This is a genomic window from Exiguobacterium sp. R-17 (genome assembly GCF_049913315.1).
Taxonomy (GTDB): Bacteria; Bacillota; Bacilli; order Exiguobacteriales; family Exiguobacteriaceae; genus Exiguobacterium_A.
In genome coordinates this window covers 1078054-1104054 of the sequence record NZ_CP184372.1, presented here as the reverse complement: position 1 = coordinate 1104054, position 26001 = coordinate 1078054, and the positions used below count along the sequence as shown (strand labels likewise).

General features: G+C 47.9%; 29 protein-coding genes. 13 read left to right on the top strand and 16 right to left on the bottom strand.

The annotated features are described in order from the left end of the window. Positions 1 to 27: 27 nt before the first annotated feature. The 4 genes from ACN9MT_RS05695 (at position 28) to ACN9MT_RS05680 (ending at position 3331) form a co-directional block, all read left to right on the top strand. A complete protein-coding gene (locus ACN9MT_RS05695; protein WP_035408706.1) occupies positions 28 to 498 on the top strand; it encodes a metal-binding protein in 471 nt (156 codons plus the stop codon). A gap of 186 nt (positions 499 to 684) precedes the next feature. Then, the gene (locus tag ACN9MT_RS05690) at positions 685 to 1386 is read left to right on the top strand and encodes an MIP/aquaporin family protein (protein ID WP_035408708.1); all 702 of its coding nucleotides are present in this window, start codon (positions 685 to 687) and stop codon (positions 1384 to 1386) included. A 43-nt stretch (positions 1387 to 1429) separates the two neighbouring features. Beyond that, a complete protein-coding gene (gene glpK / locus ACN9MT_RS05685; protein ID WP_035408709.1) occupies positions 1430 to 2932 on the top strand; it encodes a glycerol kinase GlpK in 1503 nt (500 codons plus the stop codon). Between the two features lie 78 nt (positions 2933 to 3010). Continuing rightward, the gene (locus ACN9MT_RS05680; RefSeq protein WP_290772421.1) at positions 3011 to 3331 is read left to right on the top strand and encodes a hypothetical protein; all 321 of its coding nucleotides are present in this window, start codon (positions 3011 to 3013) and stop codon (positions 3329 to 3331) included. A gap of 87 nt (positions 3332 to 3418) precedes the next feature. On the opposite strand, the gene dhaM is transcribed toward ACN9MT_RS05680, so the two are convergent. From dhaM to dhaK, 3 genes are read right to left on the bottom strand one after another with little or no spacing between them, the layout of a single operon-like run. Then, positions 3419 to 3787: a dihydroxyacetone kinase phosphoryl donor subunit DhaM gene (gene dhaM, locus ACN9MT_RS05675; RefSeq protein ID WP_035408716.1), complete on the bottom strand. Its 369-nt coding sequence runs from the start codon at positions 3785 to 3787 to the stop codon at positions 3419 to 3421. Then, complete coding sequence (gene dhaL, locus ACN9MT_RS05670; RefSeq protein WP_290772426.1) at positions 3780 to 4382, bottom strand: dihydroxyacetone kinase subunit DhaL; 603 nt, start codon at positions 4380 to 4382, stop codon at positions 3780 to 3782. The genes dhaM and dhaL overlap by 8 nt, the downstream gene beginning before the upstream one ends. 24 nt (positions 4383 to 4406) lie before the next feature. Further along, the gene (dhaK, locus tag ACN9MT_RS05665) at positions 4407 to 5375 is read right to left on the bottom strand and encodes a dihydroxyacetone kinase subunit DhaK (protein ID WP_290749275.1); all 969 of its coding nucleotides are present in this window, start codon (positions 5373 to 5375) and stop codon (positions 4407 to 4409) included. Between the two features lie 154 nt (positions 5376 to 5529). Between dhaK and ACN9MT_RS05660 the strand changes: the two genes are divergently transcribed. Further along, on the top strand, positions 5530 to 6231 hold the full coding sequence (locus ACN9MT_RS05660; protein ID WP_035408725.1) for an AzlC family ABC transporter permease: 702 nt from the start codon (positions 5530 to 5532) through the stop codon (positions 6229 to 6231). Further along, on the top strand, positions 6210 to 6536 hold the full coding sequence (locus ACN9MT_RS05655; protein ID WP_035408727.1) for an AzlD domain-containing protein: 327 nt from the start codon (positions 6210 to 6212) through the stop codon (positions 6534 to 6536). The genes ACN9MT_RS05660 and ACN9MT_RS05655 overlap by 22 nt, the downstream gene beginning before the upstream one ends. Positions 6537 to 6849: 313 nt before the next feature. Here the strand turns inward: ACN9MT_RS05655 and ACN9MT_RS05650 are convergent, their stop codons facing one another. The 6 genes from ACN9MT_RS05650 to hflX form a co-directional block, all read right to left on the bottom strand. Further along, complete coding sequence (locus ACN9MT_RS05650) at positions 6850 to 7125, bottom strand: GNAT family N-acetyltransferase (RefSeq protein ID WP_035398130.1); 276 nt, start codon at positions 7123 to 7125, stop codon at positions 6850 to 6852. Further along, positions 7100 to 7336 carry a (4Fe-4S)-binding protein gene (locus tag ACN9MT_RS05645; RefSeq protein WP_050678346.1) on the bottom strand — a complete coding sequence of 79 codons (237 nt, stop codon included), beginning with the start codon at positions 7334 to 7336 and terminating at the stop codon, positions 7100 to 7102. The genes ACN9MT_RS05650 and ACN9MT_RS05645 overlap by 26 nt, the downstream gene beginning before the upstream one ends. 116 nt (positions 7337 to 7452) lie before the next feature. After that, positions 7453 to 8799, bottom strand: coding sequence for a type I glutamate--ammonia ligase (gene glnA / locus ACN9MT_RS05640; protein ID WP_290786256.1), 1347 nt, complete (start codon positions 8797 to 8799; stop codon positions 7453 to 7455). Between the two features lie 45 nt (positions 8800 to 8844). Next, complete coding sequence (locus tag ACN9MT_RS05635) at positions 8845 to 9243, bottom strand: MerR family transcriptional regulator (protein WP_023467758.1); 399 nt, start codon at positions 9241 to 9243, stop codon at positions 8845 to 8847. Positions 9244 to 9384: 141 nt separating this feature from the next. Continuing rightward, positions 9385 to 10662, bottom strand: a complete 1278-nt coding sequence (locus tag ACN9MT_RS05630) for an aminotransferase class I/II-fold pyridoxal phosphate-dependent enzyme (protein WP_035408732.1) — start codon at positions 10660 to 10662, stop codon at positions 9385 to 9387. 2 nt (positions 10663 to 10664) lie between these two features. Then, a complete protein-coding gene (hflX, locus tag ACN9MT_RS05625) occupies positions 10665 to 11906 on the bottom strand; it encodes a GTPase HflX (RefSeq protein ID WP_034785946.1) in 1242 nt (413 codons plus the stop codon). 139 nt (positions 11907 to 12045) lie between these two features. On the opposite strand from hflX, the gene ACN9MT_RS05620 reads away from it, so the two are divergent. Beyond that, a complete protein-coding gene (locus ACN9MT_RS05620; protein ID WP_056060521.1) occupies positions 12046 to 13017 on the top strand; it encodes a tyrosine-type recombinase/integrase in 972 nt (323 codons plus the stop codon). Between the two features lie 149 nt (positions 13018 to 13166). On the opposite strand, the gene hfq is transcribed toward ACN9MT_RS05620, so the two are convergent. Next, positions 13167 to 13415, bottom strand: coding sequence for an RNA chaperone Hfq (hfq, locus tag ACN9MT_RS05615; protein ID WP_023467753.1), 249 nt, complete (start codon positions 13413 to 13415; stop codon positions 13167 to 13169). Positions 13416 to 13463: 48 nt separating this feature from the next. Next, positions 13464 to 14390: a tRNA (adenosine(37)-N6)-dimethylallyltransferase MiaA gene (gene miaA / locus ACN9MT_RS05610; RefSeq protein ID WP_308101257.1), complete on the bottom strand. Its 927-nt coding sequence runs from the start codon at positions 14388 to 14390 to the stop codon at positions 13464 to 13466. 509 nt (positions 14391 to 14899) lie between these two features. Here miaA and ACN9MT_RS05605 point away from each other — a divergent pair. Continuing rightward, entirely contained in the window at positions 14900 to 15424 is a 525-nt protein-coding gene (locus ACN9MT_RS05605) for a hypothetical protein (RefSeq protein ID WP_426272936.1), read from the top strand. 39 nt (positions 15425 to 15463) lie between these two features. On the opposite strand, the gene ACN9MT_RS05600 is transcribed toward ACN9MT_RS05605, so the two are convergent. Next, positions 15464 to 16462 (bottom strand): ABC transporter permease, encoded by a 999-nt coding sequence (locus ACN9MT_RS05600; protein WP_426272935.1) that lies wholly within the window; start codon positions 16460 to 16462, stop codon positions 15464 to 15466. Next, positions 16455 to 17375: an ABC transporter ATP-binding protein gene (locus ACN9MT_RS05595; protein ID WP_023467748.1), complete on the bottom strand. Its 921-nt coding sequence runs from the start codon at positions 17373 to 17375 to the stop codon at positions 16455 to 16457. The genes ACN9MT_RS05600 and ACN9MT_RS05595 overlap by 8 nt, the downstream gene beginning before the upstream one ends. 126 nt (positions 17376 to 17501) lie before the next feature. On the opposite strand from ACN9MT_RS05595, the gene ACN9MT_RS05590 reads away from it, so the two are divergent. Continuing rightward, positions 17502 to 18266 carry an SGNH/GDSL hydrolase family protein gene (locus ACN9MT_RS05590; protein WP_056060514.1) on the top strand — a complete coding sequence of 255 codons (765 nt, stop codon included), beginning with the start codon at positions 17502 to 17504 and terminating at the stop codon, positions 18264 to 18266. A gap of 38 nt (positions 18267 to 18304) precedes the next feature. Here ACN9MT_RS05590 and ACN9MT_RS05585 read toward each other — a convergent pair whose 3' ends face one another. Beyond that, entirely contained in the window at positions 18305 to 18655 is a 351-nt protein-coding gene (locus tag ACN9MT_RS05585; RefSeq protein ID WP_035408747.1) for a DoxX family protein, read from the bottom strand. A 205-nt stretch (positions 18656 to 18860) separates the two neighbouring features. On the opposite strand from ACN9MT_RS05585, the gene ACN9MT_RS05580 reads away from it, so the two are divergent. Continuing rightward, positions 18861 to 19991: a S1C family serine protease gene (locus ACN9MT_RS05580; RefSeq protein WP_035408750.1), complete on the top strand. Its 1131-nt coding sequence runs from the start codon at positions 18861 to 18863 to the stop codon at positions 19989 to 19991. A gap of 76 nt (positions 19992 to 20067) precedes the next feature. Next, positions 20068 to 21315 carry a lysine N(6)-hydroxylase/L-ornithine N(5)-oxygenase family protein gene (locus tag ACN9MT_RS05575; protein ID WP_056060509.1) on the top strand — a complete coding sequence of 416 codons (1248 nt, stop codon included), beginning with the start codon at positions 20068 to 20070 and terminating at the stop codon, positions 21313 to 21315. Between the two features lie 80 nt (positions 21316 to 21395). Here the strand turns inward: ACN9MT_RS05575 and ACN9MT_RS05570 are convergent, their stop codons facing one another. After that, complete coding sequence (locus ACN9MT_RS05570; RefSeq protein WP_375091485.1) at positions 21396 to 22256, bottom strand: DUF4003 family protein; 861 nt, start codon at positions 22254 to 22256, stop codon at positions 21396 to 21398. 124 nt (positions 22257 to 22380) lie between these two features. Next, on the bottom strand, positions 22381 to 24093 hold the full coding sequence (locus tag ACN9MT_RS05565; protein WP_035408758.1) for an ABC transporter ATP-binding protein: 1713 nt from the start codon (positions 24091 to 24093) through the stop codon (positions 22381 to 22383). Positions 24094 to 24289: 196 nt separating this feature from the next. Between ACN9MT_RS05565 and ACN9MT_RS05560 the strand changes: the two genes are divergently transcribed. Next, positions 24290 to 25723, top strand: a complete 1434-nt coding sequence (locus tag ACN9MT_RS05560) for an SH3 domain-containing protein (RefSeq protein WP_375091484.1) — start codon at positions 24290 to 24292, stop codon at positions 25721 to 25723. An 89-nt stretch (positions 25724 to 25812) separates the two neighbouring features. Continuing rightward, positions 25813 to 25992, top strand: coding sequence for a hypothetical protein (locus tag ACN9MT_RS05555; protein WP_426272934.1), 180 nt, complete (start codon positions 25813 to 25815; stop codon positions 25990 to 25992). The last annotated feature ends 9 nt before the right edge of the window (positions 25993 to 26001 follow it).

The following is a 26001-nucleotide window of genomic DNA, read 5'->3' as shown; positions in this document are numbered from 1 at the left end:
GGGACCAGTTACGACTGGTCTTTTTTCATGCCTTCAGGAAATGTACATGATACCGTCAATACCGTCGCACTGACGGGTTACGTTGCGTATTCGGTCGCAACGCAACAAACGGATTGGTTACCAACTGCCATCGGTATCGCTGTCGGTACGCTTTGGTTGTCACCTGACCTCGATTTAAAGTCAGAACCGTATTATCGCTTTGGACCATTTCGAGTCCTGTGGATGCCTTATGTGAAGATCATGCCCCACCGCTCGATCTGGTCACACGGATTGATCATTGGGGATGTCATCCGACTCCTTTATAGTGCTGCACTTGTGATTCCCTTATTATTTCTCAGCTTGTATTTTCAAGTCATCGCGTCAGAGACCATCGATTCCTGGTTCGCTTCCCTACCCGCTTTTGTCATTGGTATCATGGTGGCGAGTACAATTCATATCCTACTAGATTATTCCAGTAGTTGGTTTCGACCTAAAAAAAGAAAAAAGCGTCGTCGTTAACACCTCTTTTGCTTGCTTGCAGGCAAGACGAGGTGTTTTCTTATCCAATTTTTCGTATCTTTAAACATTAAAATAAAAAATTTCCATTCCTATATTTCAATTATATGTATTGAAAACGTTATCAAATCGGAGTAATTTAAAGTAGAAAGACCATTATTTGCTTTAATCCAAAGGGAGGGTTTTTGCATGAATAACTTTGTATTGGAAATGATCGGTACGATGATCCTCATTCTGCTCGGGGATGGTGTCGTCGCCGGTGTCGTCTTGAGAAAGACGAAGTCCGAAAACAGCGGATGGATTGTCATCACGTTCGCTTGGGGTCTTGCCGTCATGACAGGAGCATTCGTCGCTGCTGAGAGTGGAGCGCACTTGAACCCTGCTTTAACAATTGCACTTGCTTTAAACTCTGATTTACCGTGGGCAGACGTTCCTGTCTATATTGCCGGACAACTTGTCGGAGCTTTCATCGGCGCCATTCTCGTTTGGCTTCATTACATGAAACATTTTGAAGCGACTGATGATCAAGCTGCAAAACTCGGTGTGTTCGCAACAGGTCCAGCGATTCGCCATACGCCGTCGAACTTGATTTCTGAAATCATCGGGACATTCGTTCTCGTCTTCGGTATCTTGGCGCTCGGTTTAACGACATTCGGTGACGGCTTAAAACCACTTATCGTCGGTTTACTCGTCGTCGTCATCGGTCTATCACTTGGTGGTACAACAGGATATGCCATCAACCCGGCCCGTGACCTTGGACCGCGTATCGCACATGCTATCTTACCGATTCCGAATAAAGGGTCATCTGACTGGGGCTACTCATGGATTCCAGTTGTTGGTCCAATCATCGGCGGAGCGCTTGCCGTGTTCATCTATCAATTGATCTACTAAGATCACGTTTCACAAACACATACCGCTCAAGGGGGATTTCGAAATGGAAAACAAGTATATCCTAGCACTCGACCAAGGTACGACAAGCTCACGTGCGATCATCTTCGATCACGACGGGAAAATCGTCAACTCGGCACAACGGGAATTCAAGCAATACTTCCCGCAACCAGGCTGGGTCGAGCACGATGCAAACGAAATCTGGGGTTCGATTCTTGCTGTTATGGCTGAAGCACTCGGAACAGCAGATATCAAACCTGAGCAAATCGCCGGAATCGGAATCACGAACCAACGTGAAACGACAGTGGTCTGGAACAAAGAAACAGGTAAACCGGTTTATCACGCGCTCGTTTGGCAATCACGTCAAACGTCTGGTATCTGTGACGATTTAAAAGAACAGGGCTTGAATCAGAAGTTCCGCGATAAAACAGGACTTTTGATTGATGCCTACTTCTCTGGTACGAAAGTCAAATGGATCCTCGACAATGTCGAAGGTGCACGTGAGCAAGCAGAGAACGGTGAATTACTCTTCGGTACGATCGATACGTGGCTCGTTTGGAAATTGTCTGGTGGAAAAACGCATATCACGGATTACACGAACGCTTCACGGACATTGATGTACAACATCTATGAGCAAAAATGGGATGAAGAGTTGCTCGATATCCTCGGTGTTCCTGCATCGATGTTGCCAGAAGTACGTCAATCGAGTGAAGTCTACGACAAGACGGTACCGTATCACTTCTTCGGTTACGAAGTGCCAATCGCCGGGATCGCTGGTGACCAACAAGCTGCACTCTTTGGTCAAACGTGTTTTGAAGAAGGTGAAGGAAAGAACACATACGGAACAGGTTGTTTCATGCTCATGAACACAGGTGAGAAAGCCGTTTCTTCTGACCACGGACTCTTGACGACAATTGCTTGGGGCGTTGATGGAAAAGTCGAATATGCGCTCGAAGGCTCTATCTTCGTCGCCGGTTCTGCAATCCAGTGGCTCCGCGATGGACTCCGTATGTTGAAACACGCGAAAGATTCAGAAGGCTATGCAACGAAAGTCGATTCAACAGACGGTGTTTACGTCGTTCCTGCTTTTGTCGGTCTTGGTGCACCGTATTGGGATTCAGATGTTCGTGGGGCGATCTTCGGATTAACACGCGGAACAGATAAAGAGCACTTCGTTCGGGCAACGCTTGAATCACTCGCTTATCAAACACGCGACGTGTTGACAGCGATGGAACAAGATTCTGGAATCGAACTGAAAACACTTCGTGTCGACGGTGGTGCTGTAGCCAATAACTTCTTGATGCAGTTCCAATCGGACATCCTCGGCGTTCCTGTCGATCGTCCAGAAATCAACGAAACGACAGCACTCGGTGCAGCATATCTTGCTGGATTAGCCGTCGGTTACTGGAAAGATAAAGCGGAAATCAAACAACAATGGAAGCTCGATCATCAGTTTAAACCAGAGATGAAAGAAGACGATCGTGAACAACGCTATGCTGGATGGCAAAAAGCAGTGGAAGCGACAATGGTCTTTAAACCATCGAAATAAGTTAATTAATAACCCGATCCCTTTTACAGAGGGACCGGGTTTTTGATATCTTATAGAAAATATAGCGTGAGGTGCCTCATGAACACCATTTATTCTGATCAACAGCTAAAAGAATACATTCAGTTCGCGCTTGATGGCAACATCACGCATGAAGAACTGGCAGATTGGTGTTACCGGTATATGATCAATGTCTACCATAATGATTATTATCATCTTGCAACTGACGGACGTGGAACTTATCCATTAAGTGAACAAGCGACTGAAGTAGCAAACGATATCGATGCACAATGGGATCTCTATCTTTATAACACGTATTCTTTGGATGCATTACAAACACTTGATTTAGCTACAGTTTGCTTACCGAAAGAGTGGTTAGAAGAGTGGCTCCGGTCGTTTTGATTCATGAGACTCTCTACTAAGTTTTAATCTGAATAGAAGTAATTGAAATAAATCCCCCTCGCCTATTCGCGATGGGGGATTTATTACTCATTTGCCAAACTCATTTTTTAATCCGTCTTCAATCTCATCGACGGATTTCGACTGTCCACTTAAAACAGCTGCTAGAAAAGCACCTTCGACGAGTGGTGCGTCGATAAAACGTACCGTCCGTTCGCCACTGTATAATTCAAGTGCTAGTTCCGTGTTCATCGTCGCAGAACCAATATCCGTTAAGACGACTCCATCGTCGTCTAGTGTATTCAGTGTTTCTTCGATTCGTGTCGCGTCTGTTCCAATGCTACCATCTTCAAGACCGGCTGCTACTAAGACTGGCGTATCCGGTGCCATCTCTGCCAACAGTTCTTTCAGCCCAGCCGCGAGTTTTTCACTATGAGAAACAAGTACAAGATTAACCATGAAGCACCTCCGCGATTTCGCCGAGTAGTAAAGCACTCGATAAACTACCTGGGTCCTGTACGCCTTCCGTCGCTTCACCGAAGTAGGACGCGCGCCCTTTCGTTGCGATACGCGCTTTTGTATCAGCAAGTGCTTGATCGATTGCCACTTTCAAGTCCCCTTCTTGCGAGAGCGCTTCTTGGAACGGTGTCCAGATATCGACCATCGTCTTTTGACCGAATTCCGATTTCCCACGCGATTTGATCCCTTCCGTCGCTTCGCGGAAAGCGTCTGCAAGATCCGCACCTTCGACTTCTGTTTTCCCTTTGAATGCACCGGCGAACTTAACGAATGCTGTCCCGTATAAAGGACCGGATGCCCCACCAATCGTTTTGATCAGCGTCATCCCGACTTCTTTGGATAAAGCTCCTAAATCCTCATATTCGCCGTGTTCTTCTAGCGTCTTCTGGACTGCTTGGAAGCCACGCGACATGTTAATTCCATGATCTCCATCACCAATTTCCCGGTCAAGGTCCGTCAATTCATCCTTATGCTGTTCGATCTGTTCCGCTGCTTTGAGGAGCGCGCTTTGCAACTGTTCCGTCGTCAACTTCATGTTTTTACACCCCGTTTATTTGAATTAGAATCCAATCGCTTTCGTTTCTGCATCGAGATATCCGAGCAGTTCATCATCCACTGGTAAGAGCGTGATTGAGAACCCGTGCATCTCAAGAGATGTCATATAGTTTCCAACGAATGAGCGGGCAATCTTGTAACCATGCGCCTCAAGTTCTTCCGCGACATATTTATACGTGATGTACAGTTCGGATTCTGGTGTTCCGCCCATCCCATTCACCATGACGGCGACTTTTTTGTCTGGTACTTCTTTCGTCAAACGATCGAGCAACTCCTTGACGATCGCATCAACGGAAGCGACTGCTTTTCGTTCAAGTCCTTTTTCACCGTGGATCCCGATTCCGATCTCCATCTCGTCATCATGCAACTCAAAGCCTGGCTTGCCGCTCTCCGGCATGTAACATGGTGAGAGTGCCATTCCAATCGAACGAACGCCCTTGATGACTTTTTCCGCAACTGCTTTGACTTCACTTAGTGATTTTCCTTCTGCCGCTGCAGCACCGGCAATCTTATGGACGAAGACGGTTCCTGCGACCCCACGACGATCCTCTTCCTTTTTGATCGCGATGTCATCATTAACGACGACCGTATCAACTTCAATATCCTCGAGTTCAGCAAGTTCCTTCGCCATATCGAAGTTCATGACGTCACCTGAATAGTTCTTGACGACGAGTAGGACACCTTTTCCCCCATGAGCTGCCTTGATGCCTTCAAGCACCATGTCGGGTGTCGGTGAAGTGAACACTTCCCCACAAACAGCCGCAGCAAGCATACCGTCCCCGACGAATCCAGCGTGTGCCGGTTCGTGACCGCTTCCCCCACCAGAGACAAGACCGACTTTTCCGTCCAGTGGTACTTTCCGCGCAACGACGTTAACACCTTCGACTTTTTTATACAAATCAGGGTGAGCAAGTACGAGTCCGTCGACCATGTCTGAAACGAACCGGTTTGAATCTTTCATTAATTTGTGCATGAAAAACGCTCCTTTACCTAACTGATTTTGCCGTACCACTTACTCTTTACCACCAAATCAAGTCGAGTATGTCGAAAAAAATGATGAAAATATTGACCAGTTGGTGACGATATACCGCACGAATGCTATGCTCTTAAAAAAGAGGAGGAATCGAATGTCATCAGCCTTTCAAGCAGGTGTCCGCGCCTGTCTACCCACCGTCCTTGGCTATATCGGCATCGGCTTTTCCGCAGGGATCGTCGGTCGTGCCTCCGGCTTATCCCCTCTTGAAGTCGGATTCATGTCCGTCTTCATCTATGCCGGCGCCGCTCAATTCATCATCACGAGTCTCTTGCTGTTGAATAGTCCCGCCTCTGCCATCATTCTGACGACATTCATCGTCAATCTCAGGCACTTGTTAATGAGTCTGACGCTCGCTCCGCACGTCGAGACACGCCACCTTCGTGATCGACTCGGTACCGGGACGTTACTGACGGATGAATCGTTCGCTGTCGCAATGAATACTGCGCAAAAAGGGAAGATCTCACCGTCCTTCATGCATGGCTTAAATCTGACCGCGTATCTTAGCTGGATTATCGCAACCGTTCTCGGTGCACTTGTCGGTAGCTGGTTTCCTGATCCCGAGCGCTTCGGTCTCGACTTTGCTCTGACGGCGATGTTCATCGGTTTATTGTACTTACAATTTGAAGGAGAACGTACCCGCATTGCCGTGAATAGTTGCCTCTTATTGATCGTCTTACTTTTGCTTTACATCACCATGCGCTACTTTTCTGCGGAAGTCGCCGTTCTTTGCGCGACACTCGGTGGCGCTAGTATAGGAGTCGTGATCACACGATGGAAATCCGCCCAGAATTAATCGGTCTCTTTTTAGCTTGTGGACTCGTCACTTGGATTCCACGTATCTTACCGTTTCTCGTCCTTCATGGACTGACGTTACCGCGCCTTGTAACGGAATGGCTCTCGTTCATTCCCGTCTGCCTGCTTGGCGCCCTCTTCTTTCAAAATTTACTTATCGCGCAAGACAACGCGTTCCCGACGATTTCGACGCTTCATGTCTTCGCCGCCCTACCGACGATGGCAGTCGCGATTTTCAGTAAAAGTCTTTCTTGGACGGTCATCACCGGTGTCGTCACGATGGCGTTTCTAAGGATTTATCTGTAAGCAAGTTATTCATCTTTAACATATTCCGGTAAATATTTTGTGTTATCCTTAAAATAGAAATACATAGATAGTGAAGGAGGTGCTGATGTGCCGAACAAGTGGCTAATACCCTTTTTAATTTTATCGTGCGCTAGTTTTCTACTTGTGAATCAAATGGATCTACCTTACATGCTAAAACAAGGACTGGTCGTGTTGTACGTCATCGCCTATTTCGGTGCGATGGTTGTTTCTCGCAAAATGAAAGTCAGAGATCACAAACAATGACTCGAAAAAATCTCCTCTAGTCTTGAGAGACCGGAGGAGATTTTTGTGATCACGTATTTGCTTGTACGTCCTGATAATCCGATTGATGTTCGAACTCTTTTTTCGCAAACGGACATAACGGCAGTAGCTTGACGTTTGCTTCCCGTGCCCAGTTGACGATCTCGGCAACGAGTTGTTCCCCAATCTGTTGGTTCCGGTGCGCGGGATCAACATACGTGTGATCGATGATCCACATGCCGTTGTTCGTATCGCTGTAAGTGATTTCTCCAATCACTTCACCTTCCTGATGGGCTTCGATTTTACGTTCCGCTCGTTTCAGCTCCATTTGCTTCCCTCCGTTCGTAAGATAAGGCGCCGCTTGGACAACCATCGACGACGCGCATGACGTCTTCCACCGGCGCCCCGTCCGCTTCAATCCACGGACGCCGTTTGACATCAAAGACGGTCGGTAGACTTCGTACACAATGACCGGAATGAATGCAGACTTCCGAATCAAAATAGACCGTGATCTCTTTGCCTTCATATCCTTTTTTCATGATGTATCGTCTCCCTTTCTTTGTACTCTTGTATCTTTCCATATCCTTGACTCAATCCCTGTCGACGACATGAAAAAAGCACTTCCAGACAAAAGTCCAGAAGTGCTTGAGTTGGATTAGAACAAGACCATGTACTGATCGCGTTCCCATTCCGTGACTTGCGTCCGGAACATATCCCATTCGATTTCTTTCAATTCAACGAAGTGCTCTGCGATGTGATCGCCGAGAGCGTGCATGACGACGTCATCCGCTTTCAAGACTTCGAGTGCGTGGCTGAGTGTTGATGGAAGATCATCGATTCCGTTCGCAACGCGTTCCGGTTTGTCCATGACGTAGATGTTACGGTCGATTGGAGCCGGTGCTTTCAAGTTGTTCTTGATTCCGTCGAGACCTGAAGCGAGCAATGTCGCAAGCGCGAGGTACGGATTCGCTGCTGGGTCGACTGAACGAACTTCGATACGAGTCGAGAGTCCACGTGCTGCAGGAACACGGACGAGTGGTGAACGGTTACGGGCTGACCATGCGACGTAGCAAGGCGCTTCGTAGCCAGGAACAAGACGTTTGTATGAGTTGACTGTCGGGTTACAAACCGCTGTGAAGGCACGTGCGTGTTTGAGGATACCTGCTGTGAAGGCACGTGCATCATCCGACAATTGCATGTCTTCGTTGCCTTCATCGAAGAAGACGTTCTCGTTGCCTTTGAAAAGCGACATGTTCGCGTGCATTCCTGATCCGTTGACTCCGAAGAGTGGTTTTGGCATGAATGTCGCGTGCAAGTTGTGCTTCGCCGCGATCGTCTTGACAACAAGTTTGAACGTTTGGATGTTATCCGCTGTCGTGATCGCATCCGCATATTTGAAGTCGATTTCGTGCTGACCTGGAGCGACTTCGTGGTGTGATGCTTCGATTTCAAAGCCCATGTTCTCGAGCTCGATGACGATTTCTTTACGGCAATTTTCACCAAGATCGACTGGTGCGAGGTCAAAGTATCCACCTTGGTCGTTCAATTCAAGTGTCGGGCGACCTTTTTCATCTTTCTTGAAGAGGAAGAATTCTGGCTCTGGTCCAACGTTGAATGATGTGAAACCGAGTTCTTCCATCTCTTTAAGTACCCGTTTGAGCTGACCACGTGGGTCTCCTGCGAACGGTGAGCCATCCGGATTATGGATGTCACAGATTAAACGTGCAACTTTCCCTGTTCCATCTTCTGTCCATGGGAAGACGACCCATGTGTTTAAGTCTGGGAAGAGATACATATCTGATTCTTCGATCCGGACGAATCCTTCGATCGATGAACCATCGAACATCATTTTGTTATCAAGTGCTTTTTCCAATTGGCTTACTGGAATTTCAACGTTCTTGATCGTTCCGAGGATATCTGTGAACTGTAAGCGAATGAAGCGTACATCCTCAGCTTTAGCGATTTTCAAAATGTCTTCTCGTGTAATGTTGCGACGTGTCATGTGACAAATCCCCTCTCCGATTCGTTTTTATATGGTTACAGGTCCTTACTTGAAGAAACGCCCGAGCTCACCTTGGATGAGCGACGTCTTTCCATGTCGTCCTGCTTCCTTCAATTCATTTTTCAGGAGTTTATACAATTCGCCGTCAGATAGTTCCGGGCGCGTCTCGACGACGCTCTCCGCAACGCGTTCGCGTTTGACGAGATCGTTTTCAAAAATCAATTTGATCCCTGCGATATTCAGTCCCTGATCCAGGTATTCCTTAATCGACAACAGGCGATCGACATCGTTGAACGAATAGAGGCGACGCTTCGTCTCTGTCCGCTCCGGCTTAATTAGTCCCTGTTCTTCGTAATATCGGATTTGGCGGGCAGATAACGCGGTCAACTCTTGAACGACTCCGATGGGAAATAGTGGCTTGGACTGGCGTGATGAGTCTGCCATGTGGTTCCTCCTTTTTCCTTACTCCATGAGAATAAACCTCTGTCAGGCAACTTGTCAAGCGATGTAAGAAAAGTTGACACAACTTTTTTAATCACTTTACATGAAGTCGTTCAGAGGTCGTTTTCACGAGATATGCTAGTATTAAACGTTTTTTTCTGGAATTAATTGTTTTTCCATCAAGTGATTGACGGCTGAGATGATCGCGATCTTGACGTGGCTATACGTTAAACCGCCTTGGACGTATGCAGTATAGGGTGCACGGATCGGACCATCCGCTGACAACTCGATCGATGAGCCTTGTACGAACGTTCCTGCTGCCATGATGACATCGTCCGCATATCCCGGCATATAATCCGGAATTGGTAACGCATGTGCATTGACGGGTGAAGCAGCTTGGATCGCCTGACAGAAGGCAATCATCGGCTCCGGCGCATGGAACGAGACCGATTGAATCAAATCCGTCCGTTCTGCCGTATGGTGCGGTGCCGTGTCAAAGCCGAACTGACCGAGCATGCTTGACGTGAACATCGCACCCATCAACGCTTGGCTAACCGTATGTGGTGCCATATAGAAACCTTGATACATATCCGGAAGTGCGGATAACGATGGACCGGCTTCGGCGCCAATCCCTGGCGTTGTCATCCGGAACGATGCCCGTTCGATCAAGTCCGTTCGACCGACGAGATAACCGCCAGTCTTCGCAAGACCACCACCCGGATTCTTAATCAACGACCCTGCCATCAAGTCTGCCCCGACGTGCGTCGGTTCGATCGTCTCGACGAATTCACCATAGCAGTTATCGACGAAAATCAAGACATGGGGATGAGCGTCTTTGATGGCGGCGATCGCTTCACCGATTTCATTAACCGGTAGACTGCGTCGCGTCGCATACCCTTTTGAACGCTGAATCCCGACGACCTTCGTCTGCGGTGTGATCCGTTCGAGAACGGCCGGTACGTCGATCGTCTCGGCGTTTTTCATCTCGACGACATCATAGTGGACGCCCAGTTCCTTTAATGAACCGCGTCCATCACCACGAATTCCGACGATCTCTTCGAGCGTGTCGTATGGTTTTCCTGTGATATAGAGCAGTTCATCGCCCGGCAACAATAAACCGAACAATGCGATACCGATCGCATGGGTGCCGCTGATGATTTGTGGACGACAAAGACCGGCTTCCGCACCGAAGACGTCGGCATAGATCCGTTCGAGCGTATCGCGTCCTTCATCGTTGTAGCCATAGCCAGTTGACGGCATGAAATGAAAATCACTGACCTTGTGACGCCGAAACGCATCGAGGACACGGAATTGATTGTATTCCGCGACCTCTTGCGCCTTCTTGACGTACGGAGCGATCTGTTCCTCCGCCCGGTCAATGAGCGGACGAAGCGTTTCGTAATGGGTTAATTCTGAAAACATGTTTACACCTCGTATTGTTTCAATGTCGCATATAGACGCGTATCTTTACGCAAGTAACCTTTAAGAATGACAGAACCATCTTCTTCGAACGATTCCTTCAAGTTCATCATGACTTCCTTTGCCGGATTGTAATGAGCAAAACCATCAACCGGGATGCGGATCTCGAGATACTCGAGGATCTCACTGATCGACCGTTCGATCTCTTCAATCAAACGCTCGATGTCCTGCGGATCAAGTGCAGAGATCAACAGTTTCCCGCCTGTAAACAAACGGTTCAGCTGGTCCTTCTTGTTGTAGACTTCTAGCTGCGGGATGTCACCGGCACCGAGTTCATCGAGAACATCGTTCGTCGTCTGCATCTGGTTCAAGTAATGCTCACTCGACGCATCGACGACATGGAGGATCAAGTCCGCTTCTAGCACTTCCTCGAGTGTCGAACGGAACGCTGCGATCAACTTTGTCGGCAGATCTTGAATGAAACCGACCGTATCCGTCAGGAGGATTTGCCCACCTTCTGGCAAATCGACTTGACGTGTCAACGGATCGAGCGTCGCGAACAACTCATCCTTTTCGTATGTGTCGGCTTGAGTCAATCGGTTGAAGATCGTTGATTTGCCGGCATTCGTATAACCAACGAGTGCGATTTGGAACGTCTGGTTCTCTTTGCGACGTTCCCGGTAACGGGCACGATGCGCGACGGATGTCTCGAGTTGTTTCGAAATTTCATCGACGCGGCGCCGGATATGACGACGATCCGTCTCGAGTTTCGACTCACCTGGTCCACGTGTTCCAATTCCGCCACCAAGACGTGACAGTTGTGTTCCCTGCCCAGCAAGACGTGGCAACAGATAACTCATCTGTGCCAGTTCGACCTGCAATTTCCCTTCGCGTGATTGGGCACGTCCAGCGAAGATATCGAGAATCAACTGCGTCCGGTCGATCAACTTGATCGCTTCCGGGTCTGATAAGGCAATCCGGATATTTTTCATTTGACCGGGCGTGACTTCAGCATTGAATATGATTAAATCAGGTTCAAGTTCGTCTGCTAACGCAACGAGTTCCTCAACCTTTCCTTTTCCGATGAACGTACGGCGGTCAATTGCTTGTCGTTTTTGATCCAAACGACCGACGACGACACCATGCGCAGTCGTTACGAGTGCTTCGAGCTCCGCGACCGATTCTTCATAGACATGATCCGGGACACCGGGGAGCTGGCAACCAACGACGATGACGCGTTCTGACATAATATCATTCCTTTCACGAGTAAAGACGTACTGCGCCCCTTATCATACCACAGCCACCGGTTCGTCTGAACTTTTTTGGACAGGAAACATCCGTTCGGTTTATGATGGAAGAAACACCATTACGAAAGGGAGGAAAACGATGGCACGCGAACAGTCGTATACGCTTCCAGAGTTCATTGAACGCTACCTATTTTATTTAACGACAAGCGGACGACAACTTTCGACCGTCCGGCGCTATCGGTACGATTTAATCGAAGTCCACCGCTACATGACGGATGTCGATCAACCACTTGAGACGATCGATGATTTCAAGGCGATTTCGATCGAGACGTGGAAGACGTTCATCAATGAGTACTTGATCGAAGAGAAACTCTACCAACAAGCGACGGTCGCCCGAATCGTCACCGTCATCAATCAAGTCAATTACCAAATTCGACAAACGAAGGCGAAGCTGATCGAATACGCACAACCGACACATGAATTGACGGCAAAACACGTCGCTTCCTTTAAGGAATACGAGCAACTCGTCCGAACGAATCAATCCGATCGCGGCTTGACGGAACATCAATTGAAAGCCCGTCCGTATTTGATCGATCGAAACGAACTCATTCTCCGCCTGTTTTATCGCTACGGTTTACGCGTCCATCACATCATCGGCTTAAAGATGCACGATCTCAACTTCGCCCAGCAAGAGATGACCGTCCACGATCGACTCGGCAACCGCTACCTGCTCCATCTCGAGCGGGAAGATCAAGATATCATGTTGCGTTACTTGAAGACGATTCCGGAGCCCGTCCGTCCTCGTTATCACAGTACCGACCCTTTTTTCGTCGCGTTCGACTTCGCCCGGATGACATTCCGCTGGGTTTACAGTAAGAATGCACCGAAGCAATTGTCGATCGTCATGATCACGAAGATGATGCGTCAGCTGAATGAACGGTCGGACAACAAGCGGGTCTTGACGCCGTCGATGTTACGCAACAGCTTCATCCTAAAAACGTATCAGGACGAGATGACGAAGGAAGAACGCCTGCAGAAGACGTGTCTTTATAAGGATGTCTCGCTTCGACGTTATGAAGAGGCGGTCGAGGAACTGACACCATTACTGTAATGACACATTTACGCTGAAAGTGAAGTAGCTGTCATTTTTCACTTCACTTGCGAAGCGTCATTCTTCTTTCGTTATTCGTCTCGAATTTTTAATACGACCCACACCTGAATGAAACCTAAAAAAAGACGACCCCCCGGTCGTCTTTTTCATTAGCGAGAAACTTCTTGTGTCTCTTCTTGTTCATATAACGTCACGTTGCGCGCTGGTGCGAACGTCGAGATTGCGTGTTTGTAGATCAATTGCTGTTTGCCTTCCGACTCCAAAATGACCGTGAAGTTATCAAATGACTTGATCAGCCCCCGTAATTGATACCCGCTGATTAAGAAAACCGTCGTTGGGACTGCATCTTTCCGTAATTGATTTAAAAAGACGTCCTGAATGTTGTATGTCGCTTTCATGATTCCCCGTGCCCCCTCTTTTTATCTGTTTCTGTCTTCGGGCAACTCTTATTTAACCGCTTTCAGAAACTCTACAGTTCTATCATAGATAATTTTGAACGTTTCTTCAAATGAAAACTTTCCCATATCTACCCAAACGCCATCAAATTGATGACGGAACCATGTCAATTGACGTTTAGCGAAGCGTCGTGTGTTTCGTTTTAGCATGTCAACAGCAGGATCGAGTGGTGCTCCGTCAAGAACAGGTAACATCTCTTTATAACCAATCGCTTGCAACGCCTTCGTCTGTCGATACCCGGCAGCGTCCAGACGCGCCACTTCCTCTAGAAGGCCACTGTCGACCATCATGTCTACCCGCTGATCAATCCGGTCATACAAACGATCCCGGTCTTCCATGTGTAAAACGAACAACAAACTCTCGTAAAGTGCCGGTTGACTGCCAGTCGTTTGTGTCTGACCAGTCCGCGCGACCTCGATCGCCCGAACGACCCGCTGGATGTTATTCGGATGAATGGCTTCTGCGCGCACCGGATCGAGTTCCTTTAACCGATCATGTAGTGCAATTGCTCCATGTGTCGCCGCATACGCTTCGAGTTCAGCCCGTAAGGCTGGATCTTCTGCCTGCTCGGTAAACTGGTAATCATATAAAATTGAACGGATGTAAAGTCCTGTTCCGCCGACGATGATCGGCAACTTACCACGGCTCGCGATCTCATCGATCGTTGCTCGAGCAACCGTTTGGAAACGGGCTACACTCATCTCGTCGTCCGGTGTAACGAGATCAAGCAGATGATGCGGCACTCCTTCCATCTCTTCGGTCGTCACTTTTGCCGATCCGATGTCCATCCCTTGATAGACTTGAACCGAATCTCCGGATAAGACCTCTCCGTTTAGTCGTTTTGCGAGTTCAATGCCTGTCTTCGTTTTTCCGACTGCCGTCGGTCCGACGATGACGATAACTGGTTGTTTCTTCATTCTGCTTCACCCATTCTTTATCTTTTTCATTTTTGATTCGAGTGTACCATAGCCACTTACTCGGATTAAAAAAATCCACAAAAAAACCGCCCTCCTTGGACGGTTCCACACTTACTTGTCTTATACGCGACGGATGAAATCGTCATAGATGGCACTAAAGATGCACCATCCACAAATGACGACGCCTGTCAGCATGATGCCCCAATCTGCCATGGTCGTTCCTCCTCTAATCATCGTTATTCTCTCTTTTGACGGTTTGAATGGTTTGTAAACCCTTTCGAGCAGGTTTGACACCAATTCTTGGAATCAGTATGATAAAAGTACGATTGGTACGTAGCGCGGAGGCTGACCTGCATCAGCTTCCTATTAGAGGCACTGCCTCTCGATTCCATGTCTTGTGCTGGCACGAGGCGACATAGGAAGATTTCTTTCTTCCACAGAACAGGTCCGGCATCATGCCCGGACCTGTTCTGCGTGCTAGTAGATTATTTCGAAAGGAGCTGGTTCTCGTGCGCATTCAAATCATTGGTGGGTCTGGTACAGGAAAAAGTACACTGGGTGCATTCATCGGACAATCGGAACGGATTGCGTGGATCGATACCGACCATTATCTCTGGAAAGATACGAAGTTCACTGAAAAACGTGACGTCTCCGAGCGATTTTCCATGTATGAAGCAGATATAATGTCTTACCGTGATTACGTCGTCTCCGGTTCCGTCTTCGCCTGGCACCCGGATGGTTTCACCAATCGGGACTTGCTCGTCTTCCTGTCGCTCGACGAATCGCTCCGGATGGAACGGCTCATCGCACGCGAAGCAGCACGTTATCCTGACTTTTCAGGATCAAATGAGTTCCTCGACTGGTGCCGGACGTATCATACAGCGACGGACCCGAAGATGATCGGCACGTTCGCGGAACACCAACTGCAAATGGAACGGTCGGTTTCCCCCGTTCTAAGTTTAGACGCTTCAATACCAACACAGCTTCAGTATCAAAAAATAATGGAAACATACGACAAATCGCCTTACAAATAATGACAAACGGGTCCCCCTCTTCAGGTGGACCCGTTTTTCTTAATACATATCTTTTTGCGTGAAGTTCCAGAAGGCAACGATTAGTGCCGCGACCGTCCAACAACCGAGGACAGCAAGCGAGAACGGAAGTGTCATCCCTTCGATCGGTGGCGCTTGACCATCGAGGTAGTTAATCAGTCCAAAGTTGACGTTGACGAGATACTTCGAACTCGTCCAGCTTGAACCGAGCGTCGTCAGTAACGTACCGGAAATCAAAACTGCCATCATGATCCCGATGCCTGTCGCCGTATTCTTGACGAGAACGGAAACCATCAAGGCAATCGTCCCGACGACCGCCGTGACGATCCAGGCTAGACCGACCGCCATCAACAGATACTCCCACATCGGTAACGTATGCACGAATTCAGTCGAGAACGTTCCGCTCGGTGAAGCTTGGAATCCGGTCAAGATCGGTGCGGTCCAGCCGTCATAACCGAGGACGATTCCGGATATCGCATAACAGACGACGACGGTCAATGCCATCAGCATCGATGTATAAAGTAACACCGTCAAACATTTCGCCATGAGGATCTTCCAACGCCGGACCGGTCGCGACAGCAATGTCTTGATCGTTCCGTCATTTTGTTCCCCGCTGACGATGTCCGCCATGATGACGATGATGAACAGCGGTAAAATCAGCGTCAATCCTTGCGAAAAGAATATCCGGATGAACGTCGGGGCTCCCGGATAATTCGGATTGATGTCGTTATCGAGATAGTATTGGTTTTGTTTTAGGTCGAATTCAAGGAACTGACGGAACTCATCTTGAATACTGCTAGAAGCAAGACGGTTCTGTGTATCGACGATATCTTGTTGAAGTTCAACCCGCCAATCGAGTGTTCCTTGCTTTTTGATCTGTTCTTGAATGTCTCGATACTGTGCGTACGTAAACATTGAGACGAGGACGATGAGGATGATCGCAACGACAGCAAACCGACGTTTCGAAGCGATTTTCGTAACTTCATTTCGGACGAGACCGATCATGTTCGGATTACGCAATGTGATCGCCTCCCGTTAACGTGATGAACAGATCTTCAAGCGTCTGGACTTTCCGTTCGATCGTCCAAACTTCAACACCTGCTTCAAGCAACTGCTTGTTGAGTGCCGGCGTCTTACTAGCATCCATCAAGGTATGGACCGTATTCGCATCGACGACTTCGGATACTTGGACTAAATCAGAAGCCGATAAAATCTCGTTCGCCTTGAAGGCATCGTCGACACGCCAATCAACACCAGGAGCAAGCGACTCGACCAGCTCCTTGACCGTTCCGACTTGGACGATTTTACCGTAACTCATGATCGCGACACGATCGGCGAGCATCTCGATTTCAGCGAGAATATGACTCGAGACGAGGACCGACAGTCCCGTTTCCTCGACGAGCCGGCGGATGAATTGACGCAAATCCCGAATCCCCATCGGATCGAGACCATTCGTCGGTTCGTCGAGAATCAAGACGCTTGGTCGTCCGAGTAGTGCTTGGGCGATACCGAGACGCTGACGCATCCCGAGTGAGTATGTCCGGACTTGATCGTCGACCCGCGCCGTCAAATCGACGAGATCGATGACTTCCTGAATCCTTGCCTCGTCGACATTCGGTAACATCCGGGCGAAGACTTGTAAATTTTCACGACCTGTCAAATATTTATACAACTCCGGGTTCTCAACGATCGAACCAATCCGCTCCATCGCTTGGACGAACTGTTTGCGGACATCGAAGTCACAGACTGTGATTTTACCGGACGTCGGTTTGATCAGTCCGACGAGCATCCGGATCGTCGTCGTTTTCCCTGCCCCGTTCGGTCCAAGGAATCCGAAGACCTCACCCGGTTGAATTTCAAACGAAATATTATCGATAATCGTTTTTTTTCCGATCACCTTTGTTACACCTTCTAATTTAACTGTTGGTTTCACGTCTCTCACCTCTTATTGTCTATTCTAGCGGAATAATGAATCATTTGACTTGTCAGAACACTTCATTTCCGCACATTCTTTCTACATTTGCTACAATCAGGATAGAACCTAGAAGGAGGAACGTTCATGAAGCGATTACGCTGGCCCCTGTTTTTAACCGTTTCACTCTTACTGACCGCACTGTTTGGTTACGGTTTCGTCAACGCCTATAGTGACGTCGTCAATCCACCGAAGCGTGCCGTCCTCACACCAACAAAGGAAGAACCTGTCAAAAAAGGCGGAACGTACGTCGCGCTTGGTGATTCCTTGACGCGTGGTGTTGGAGCATCGAACGGTAATAGTTATGCTGCTCTTGTCGGACGCGACCTTGTCAAAGCGAACACGGTCGAGCGTTTTCAGAATCTTGCCGTCAGTGGTGCCCGGACGGAAAATTTATTAAAACAACTCAAACAAAAAGAAGTCCTACGCTCAGTCAGTCAAGCGAAAGTCATCTCGGTGACGATCGGCGGAAATGACTTGTTCAATCGTGGCGAAGGTGTCACGAATTTCGATGCAAAGAAAACGGCCGCGACGATTACGACGGCTCAAGACAACTTAAAAAAGACGTTCCGGATTCTGCGCGAACAAAATCCGGATGCTGTCATCTTCTACGTCGGACTTTATAATCCTTTCCGTGCAACGGAAAACGGTGAGGCGTTCGATGCGATCGTGCAAGACTGGAATGCTAAATCCCGGACGCTCGGGATTGAATATGACGTCGAAATCATCGACACATTCAATCTCGTTCGCGACGTCAAACGTGATTTATCAAGCGATCAGTTCCATCCGAACGACTCTACCTATGAAGAGATCGCAAAAGCCGCATTACTTGCTGTCAATAAACGTTTCTAAAACAAAAAGCCGCCTAAATGGCGGCTTTTTGTTCCGATTCATTTCAGGCGTTTGGCCAAGGCGATGAGTCCCCATTGAAGCGGCAAACGTGTCCAGAGCAACCATGATGGAAGGCGCTTCCCATTGACCGGTTTCGGATTGACGGCCATATTGACGTTTGCCGGTAAGACCGCGTACAAAAAGGCCGGAAGCGTCTTACGAACGAGATGTACTCCTTTTCCTGTCAATAGCATGAGACCATAAGCGATCTCAATCACACCCGTTACTTGGACGAAAAAGCGCTTGAACGGAATGAACGACGGCATGATGCTGACAAACCCTTTCTCGTTGCGGAAATGACCAACTCCCGCAAACAATAATCCTGCTCCATAGACTAAACGTAATAGCATGATCTTTCACTCTCTCTTTCCACTTTACGGATTCATTCGAAACAGCTTCAGTGTATCGAATGAATCCGATTATCTCAACTTTTAGAAATTGTCGTCGAATTATGGGGAATGATGAGTCATTTCGGAATGTCTCCCGTAATCAGGTGACAAGTCGCTTCATTTGCTATGATGAAGTCAGAAATCATACAGGAAGGGATGACGACTTATGGCTGGAAAAACAAAAGGACTTTTACCTGGATTGACTGGAGGAATCATCGGTGCCGTTCTGACGGCAACGATCGCGTTTCCGATTTTACTCGATCAAGAACAACAGGTCGCGGACACACCACTCTCAAACGGAATGCCAAAACAAGTCTCGACGACGTCGAATGATCCAGTGACGAATGCAGTCGCCACTGCTCAAAAATCCGTTGTAACGGTGACGAATTATCAAACCGGTAATGCGATGTCGCAAAAAGAAGCAGCTGCCGGCTCGGGATCTGGTGTCATTTATAAAAAAGAGAATGGAAAAGCATACATCATTACGAACCACCACGTCGTCGATGGCGCATCAAAACTCGATGTCACACTTAACAACGGTAAAACACTGCAAGCCAAATTACTCGGTAGTGACGAAACGTATGATTTAGCCGTGTTAGAAGTCGACGCAAACGACGTTCCAGGCGTCATCACACTCGGGAAATCGGCTGACTTAAAAGCCGGACAGACTGTCCTTGCGATTGGTAATCCGCTTGGTGAATTCCAAAACTCCGTTACCCGTGGAATCGTCAGTTCGAAAGACCGGACTGTACCGGTCGATACGAATAACGATGGACAAGACGACTTTAATACAACGGTCATCCAGACGGATGCCGCGATCAATCCTGGTAACTCAGGCGGTGCCTTGATCAATGAACAAGGACAACTCGTCGGTATCAACTCGATGAAAATTGCCGAGTCGGGTGTTGAAGGTGTCGGTTTCAGTATTCCAATCGATGATGCATTACCAATCCTCAAACAACTTGAGACGAACGGTAAAGTCGAACATCCGACACTCGGTGTTTCCTTACAAGATGTGGCGGCGTTCCCTGCTGGTTATTTAAAAGATCAAGTTAACTTACCAGACAGTCAAAAAACAGGTGTCGTCGTCATGTCAGTCGAACCGAACAGTCCAGCCGCTGCGGCTAAACTGAAAACAGGTGACGTGATCACGAAAATCAACGACTCCGAGATTAAAGGATTCGTCGATATCAAAACGGCACTCATCAAATCAGACGGTCCACTCTCACTGACAATCATCCGTGACGGAAAAACGATGACGGTCGAGACAAAAACAACGACGACCGACCAGCTGTAAACTTCAGCCTGACGTTTCGTCCGCCTTCCTTTTCGGGTATTGTTTTAGAACAATATCGAATTGGGAGGCTTTTTCTATGTATGACTTAATCGGCATCGGCATTGGTCCGATGAATTTAGGGTTGAGCGCACTGGCTCATCCAACAGATTTAAAAACGTTATTTTTTGACGAAAGCGAACAATTCTCATGGCATCCCGGCATGATGATTCAGGACTCGATGATGCAAACAAGCTTCATCTCCGATCTCGTCACACTTGCTGATCCGACGAGCGCATTTTCTTACCTTAATTACTTACGATCGATCCAACGTCTCCACACGTTTTACTTCTATGAAAAACTTCTGATTTCAAGACAAGGTTACAATGATTACTTACGCTGGGTGGCGACACAGCTTAATGATTTACGATTTTCAACCCGCGTCGTCGATGTGCAAGATACCGGTGATAGTTTCGAGGTCCTCGTCGAAGATGTCACAACCGGGAAACGGGAAACGTTCGAAGCACGGAACGTCGTCATCGGTACTGGCTCAAAGCCCGCGATTCCAGATACGTTTGACGAGCGTGTCATTCACAATACACAGTATGTCATGAACAAGGCAGAACTGTTGCAGCGCAAAAAAATCAGTATCGTCGGCTCCGGTCAAAGTGCTGCCGAGATCTTCCTTGATCTTTTGACGACACCTGCTCCAGAGCGTCCTGAACTCGAATGGATTGCGCGTTCGACACTGTTTGAGACACTCGAGACCGGTAAACTCGGAGAAGAAATTTTTTCACCGAGCTATGTGACGTATTTCAACCAACTCCCACTCGAAGTAAGACAAGAGTCGGTCAAGAAATTCGCCCGGTCTCAGAACGGCATCAGTCCAGAGACCCTGCAATCGATCTATGCCCACCTCTATGATTTGACGGAAGAAGAACAGCAACAAGTCGCGATTCGCGCGAATCTTGAAGTGAAAAAGATTACCTATGACGAACGGTTCACGATTGCGATGCAACATCAAGAGCTCGAAGATGAACGCTCGTCCAAAACAGATGCTGTCATCGCGGCAACCGGCTTTTCGCCATCCCTTCCAAGCTTCATTGATCGACTCGATATCGTATTCGAAGCACCCAACGCTTGGAAAGTCGACGCGGACTATCAAATCGTGCGTTCCGTCGAGACGGCGCATCATCTTTACGCAACCGCTAATTTAGAGTTATCACATGGTCCAGCAGCTGATAATCTCGGCATGTCTGTTTCGCGGAATCAGTTGATCTTGAACGCTGTCGCCGGTACGGAACTTTATCCGGTCGAACAACATGCGACGTTTACGACGTTTGATTAAGTCAGATGAGCATACAGTAAAACGGACGAGGTATGGTGCGCGCCATACCTCGTCCGTTTTGTCTATTTCAATGTTTCACGTCACGGTTTTTTCGTTAGTTCTAGTGCAGCCAGTAACAATAACGTAGCTTGCACCCGTGTCACTCCTGATTTAGCCAGTAACAGATGAAAGGCAATCAACCAGTTGACTTCGTCTGAAAAACGATTCCGTGCTCGCTCCCGATCGACGATCCGGGTCACGTAAATCCAATCAACACGTTCCATCGATGGTAATAACGCAAGAAGCGGCATTAAACGATCCCAAATAATGATTTCTCGCCGTTCAAGTAGTTCCCGCCAAGCAACGATTCGTTCTTGTTGCGCTGACGCATCCGGATGCGCTGCTAAGATCTGCGCCGTAATGACACGTTCACTCGTCCGTTCCATATATTGCGCAAGCCACTCTTCAAACGTATCAACGCGTTCTAAAAACGTATCTGGTAGTGGGTGCTGTTCAAGCAAAGTCGATGTCACGACATACTGCTTCGCAGCATTCAGATGTGGTCGTGTCGCATGCAAGCGTTCCATGTAGGGAAACGCATCAATCCCTTGTCGACGGTTCAGTACTTCATTGAGTGCAAAAAATGGTCGGACTCCTTTATCACGAATCAATCGATGTTTAATCTTCTTTTCAGCGACGATGATTTCTTCGATGAGGATATCAGGATCCGTGCTATTCAGTTGAACATGGGCAACGAGCAATGGTGTATAGCGGCTCCGTAACGCTGAAAAGCGAGATGTCTGGTGTTTGATCGTTCGCATCAGACGTTCGTAGACATTCTGCTCAAAGACAGTATCGTGAATCGTGTAGGACAGCGCAAAAAAACGATGGAAATCATGTGACGATTCCTCCCGCAAGACGGGATAGCTCTCATCATAATTCTCACAGAATTGACCGTACATCCTTCCACCTCTCCTTCTTTTCTATGCATCGTTTTCCCTAAAAATGGCTTGCACAATCATATTTTTAAACGCACAAAAAAAGCAACGGAACATGTCCATTGCTTTTACATTCTTTCAAATCGATTCAAACTCGTTGTCTCTCTAACAAACGGGAGAAATAACCACCTTGATCCATCAACTCGTCATGCGAGCCCTCTTCGACGATCCCGTCTTTCGTGACGACGAAAATCTTATCCGCATTCCGGATCGTCGCTAAACGGTGCGCAATGACGAGGGTCGTCCGGTTCTCAGACAGTTCGGCCAGCGACTCTTGGATGAGTGCTTCCGTTTCCGTATCAAGGGCAGACGTTGCTTCGTCCAGAATCAGAATCGGTGGATTCTTTAGGAACATCCGTGCGATGGCAAGTCGTTGCTTTTGTCCACCCGATAACTTGAGTCCCCGTTCGCCGATTTGTGTCGCATACCCATCTGGAAGATCCGCGATCATCGGTCCGAGGTGGGCACGTTCCGCCGCTTGCACGATGTCTTCGTGCGTTGCATTTAGATCACCGTAGGCGATGTTCTCAGCAATCGTCCCTGAGAACAAGAAGACATCCTGCTGGACGATACCGATTTGTTGACGTAGTGACTCCTTCGTCATTTGCCGGATATCAATTCCGTCAATTGTGATTGCGCCATCTAGAACATCATAAAAACGTGGAATCAACGAACAGATCGTCGTCTTCCCTGCCCCGGATGTTCCGACGAATGCGACCGTCTGACCAGGTTCGACCGTCAGATTGATGTGTTCTAAGATTAGACGATCCGCTTCATATCCGAATGCGACATCCTTGAACGTGATGCCACCGTTCAAGCGATCAACGACGAGCGCATCTGGTGCATCAGGTAAGGACGCATCTTCATCAATCATCGAAAGGAATCGCTTAAAGCCCGCCATCCCTTTCGGATACATCTCAAGCAATGCCGTAATCTTATCGATTGGCTTCAATAAGATATTCATGTAGAGAATGAAGCCGACGAGTTCTCCTGCCGTTAAGGCTTCGCGATATGTCAGGTACGCACCGACGACTAAGACGGCAAGTGTCATCAAACGAGTCGTCAAGTAGATGCCGGACAGGCTCTTACTCATGACCTTATAGGCATTGATCTTCGACTGACGGAACGTTGCGTTGTCTTTTTCAAAACGCTCGATTTCGTAAGCTTCGTTCGTGAACGACTGGACGACACGGACACCGGAAACACTGTCCTCGACGCGTGAATTGACTTCCGCGATGTTACCGTACATCCGGTCCCATGATTTATTCATCCGAACGTTCGCATAACTGATCAACCAGATCAGGAATGGCACAGCAATGATCGTCACGAGGGCAAGCGGCACATTGATCGTCAGCATGATCGAGAATGCACCAAGCAAGGTCATGACGGCAATGAACGCATCTTCCGGACCATGATGGGCTAGTTCCCCGATATCGAACAAGTCATTTGTGATCCGGCTCATGATATGACCCGTCTTTGTATTGTCAAAGAAACGGAACGACTGTTTCTGGACATGACTAAACAACTGACGACGCATATCGGTCTCGATATTAATCCCGAGCTTATGTCCGAAATAGTTGACGACGAATTGCATCAGCGTACTGATGACGTATAACGCTAATAATCCGACGCTGACAAGGATGATCCAGTTCATCTCTCCGTTTGGTAACAAGGAGTCGATGAACCATTTAACTGCGAGTGGAAACGCAAGTTCTAAAACCCCGACGAATAAGGCAGACGTGAAATCGAGCCAGAATAAACGTTTATGTGGGATATAATACTGATAAAAACGGTGTAACATGTGTAGCCTCCTTCCGAGTACTTCTAGTGTACTTGAACTTTTTTGAAAATACTCCTTCTACCTATTCGTTTTTTTTGAAAAACGGTATTACAGTTTTCCAGACAAAAATTATATTTTTAATTCAGGGGAATCAGCACTTTTTATGACAAAATGGTAACAACGATTTTTACCTATCTCTTGGAAGGAGCTATGTCACGTGAAAAAGACCGTTCTCGCCCTCACGACGCTCGCTTTGGTCGGTACCACAATTCCGGTTTCAGCCGCGTCAACGACACTGACTTTGACGGATAACGTCAACATTCGCACGGCTGCCTCGACTTCCGCGAAGGTCATCACGACTCTAAAAAAAGGTACGAAGCTGACAGCTGTCAAGAAAGTCAACAGCTGGTATGAAATCCGCTATCAGTCGAAACCAGCTTTCATTACTTCAGCATACGTCAAAGCAACGACGGAAAAGGCTCCGACAACTACGACCTACATAACGAACACCGATGCCGTCAACGTCCGGCAAAAAGCAACGACGAGTTCGAAATCACTCGGAAAACTAGCAAAGAATACTGTCTTGACTGTTCAGAAACAATCAGGTGATTGGTACCAAATCACATATAAGAAACAAACGGCCTATGTCCATGCGACGTTAGTCAGTAAAAAGACATCAAACGTCATGACGGATTCCAAACCACCAGTGACGACTCCCGTCAAACAAGTCGTTAAAGCGGTCGATCGATCGAAAGTCTACACGGTTAATGCGAAGGAAGGCTTGAATGCTCGGACTGCTGCAGCGACGAATGCAAAAATCTACAAGACATTACCGCATCAAACGGTTCTTGATGTCACAGGTGCCGTTGATTCATGGTACCAAGTCAAGCTCGACGGAAAAGAAGCATATGTCGCTTCGACCTATGTCAAAGCTTCAACAAAAGCATCACCACCAACAACGCCGACGACGCCTGGAGTCTCTTTGACGCCGGTTGATGCTTCGAAGACGTATCGCGTCAACGCACCAACTGGATTGAATGTCCGTACGTTACCTTCGACGTCGTCTAAAGTCTTCACACAAGTCGGACACGGTTCGACAGTCAATGTCACGGGTGAAACGACAGGAAAAGATAGCGGCTGGTACCAGATCAAGATTGGAACTGGTCTTTACTATGTCGCGAAGAGTTACATCACGACGGGATCCGTCACGACGACGCCTCCGGTCACTCCAACGACACCCCCGGTAACGACTGTTCCTGGTTCAACATTGATGGAACGTGCGATTTCGATTGGGCAACAATATCTTGGAACGCCATATCGCTGGGGCTCAAGCAATCCAGTCAACGGTGGCTTCGACTGCTCTGGTTTCATTAATTACACGTTGAATGCTGCTGGCTATTCTGTCGGACGGACGAACGTCAACGGTTACTGGAATGATGACCGTTATCTTGGGGCGAAACTTTCGAAACTTCGTCAGCCAACACGCGGCGATATCATCTTCTTCGAAAACACGTATGCCGCTGGTCCAACACATATCGGCATCATGCTGAACAACGACCAGTTCATCCATGCGAATGAACCAGCTCTTGGCATCAGCCGTCTTTCAGAACGTTACTGGACACAAAAGCTGTTAGGCTTTAAATCACTTTAAGACATTTTTCATCCATCCTTCGGGGTGGATGTTTTTTTGTCTTAACACCCCTTTTTGGGATATACTGTATATGGAAAGGATGTGTCCGCATGTCTTACAAAAAACTTTATGTCCGACTTCTCTTTCTTGCCTTATTGATTTTTGGTGGCTCGATGCTCTTGCATTATATCCAGACGGGAGACGTCTATATCGGTCACTTGATCGTTTCCGTCGCCGCATGCGTCTTATTGATTTTCAGAAGAACGACATCCTCACACGAACAGGCATGAAGCGAGTGC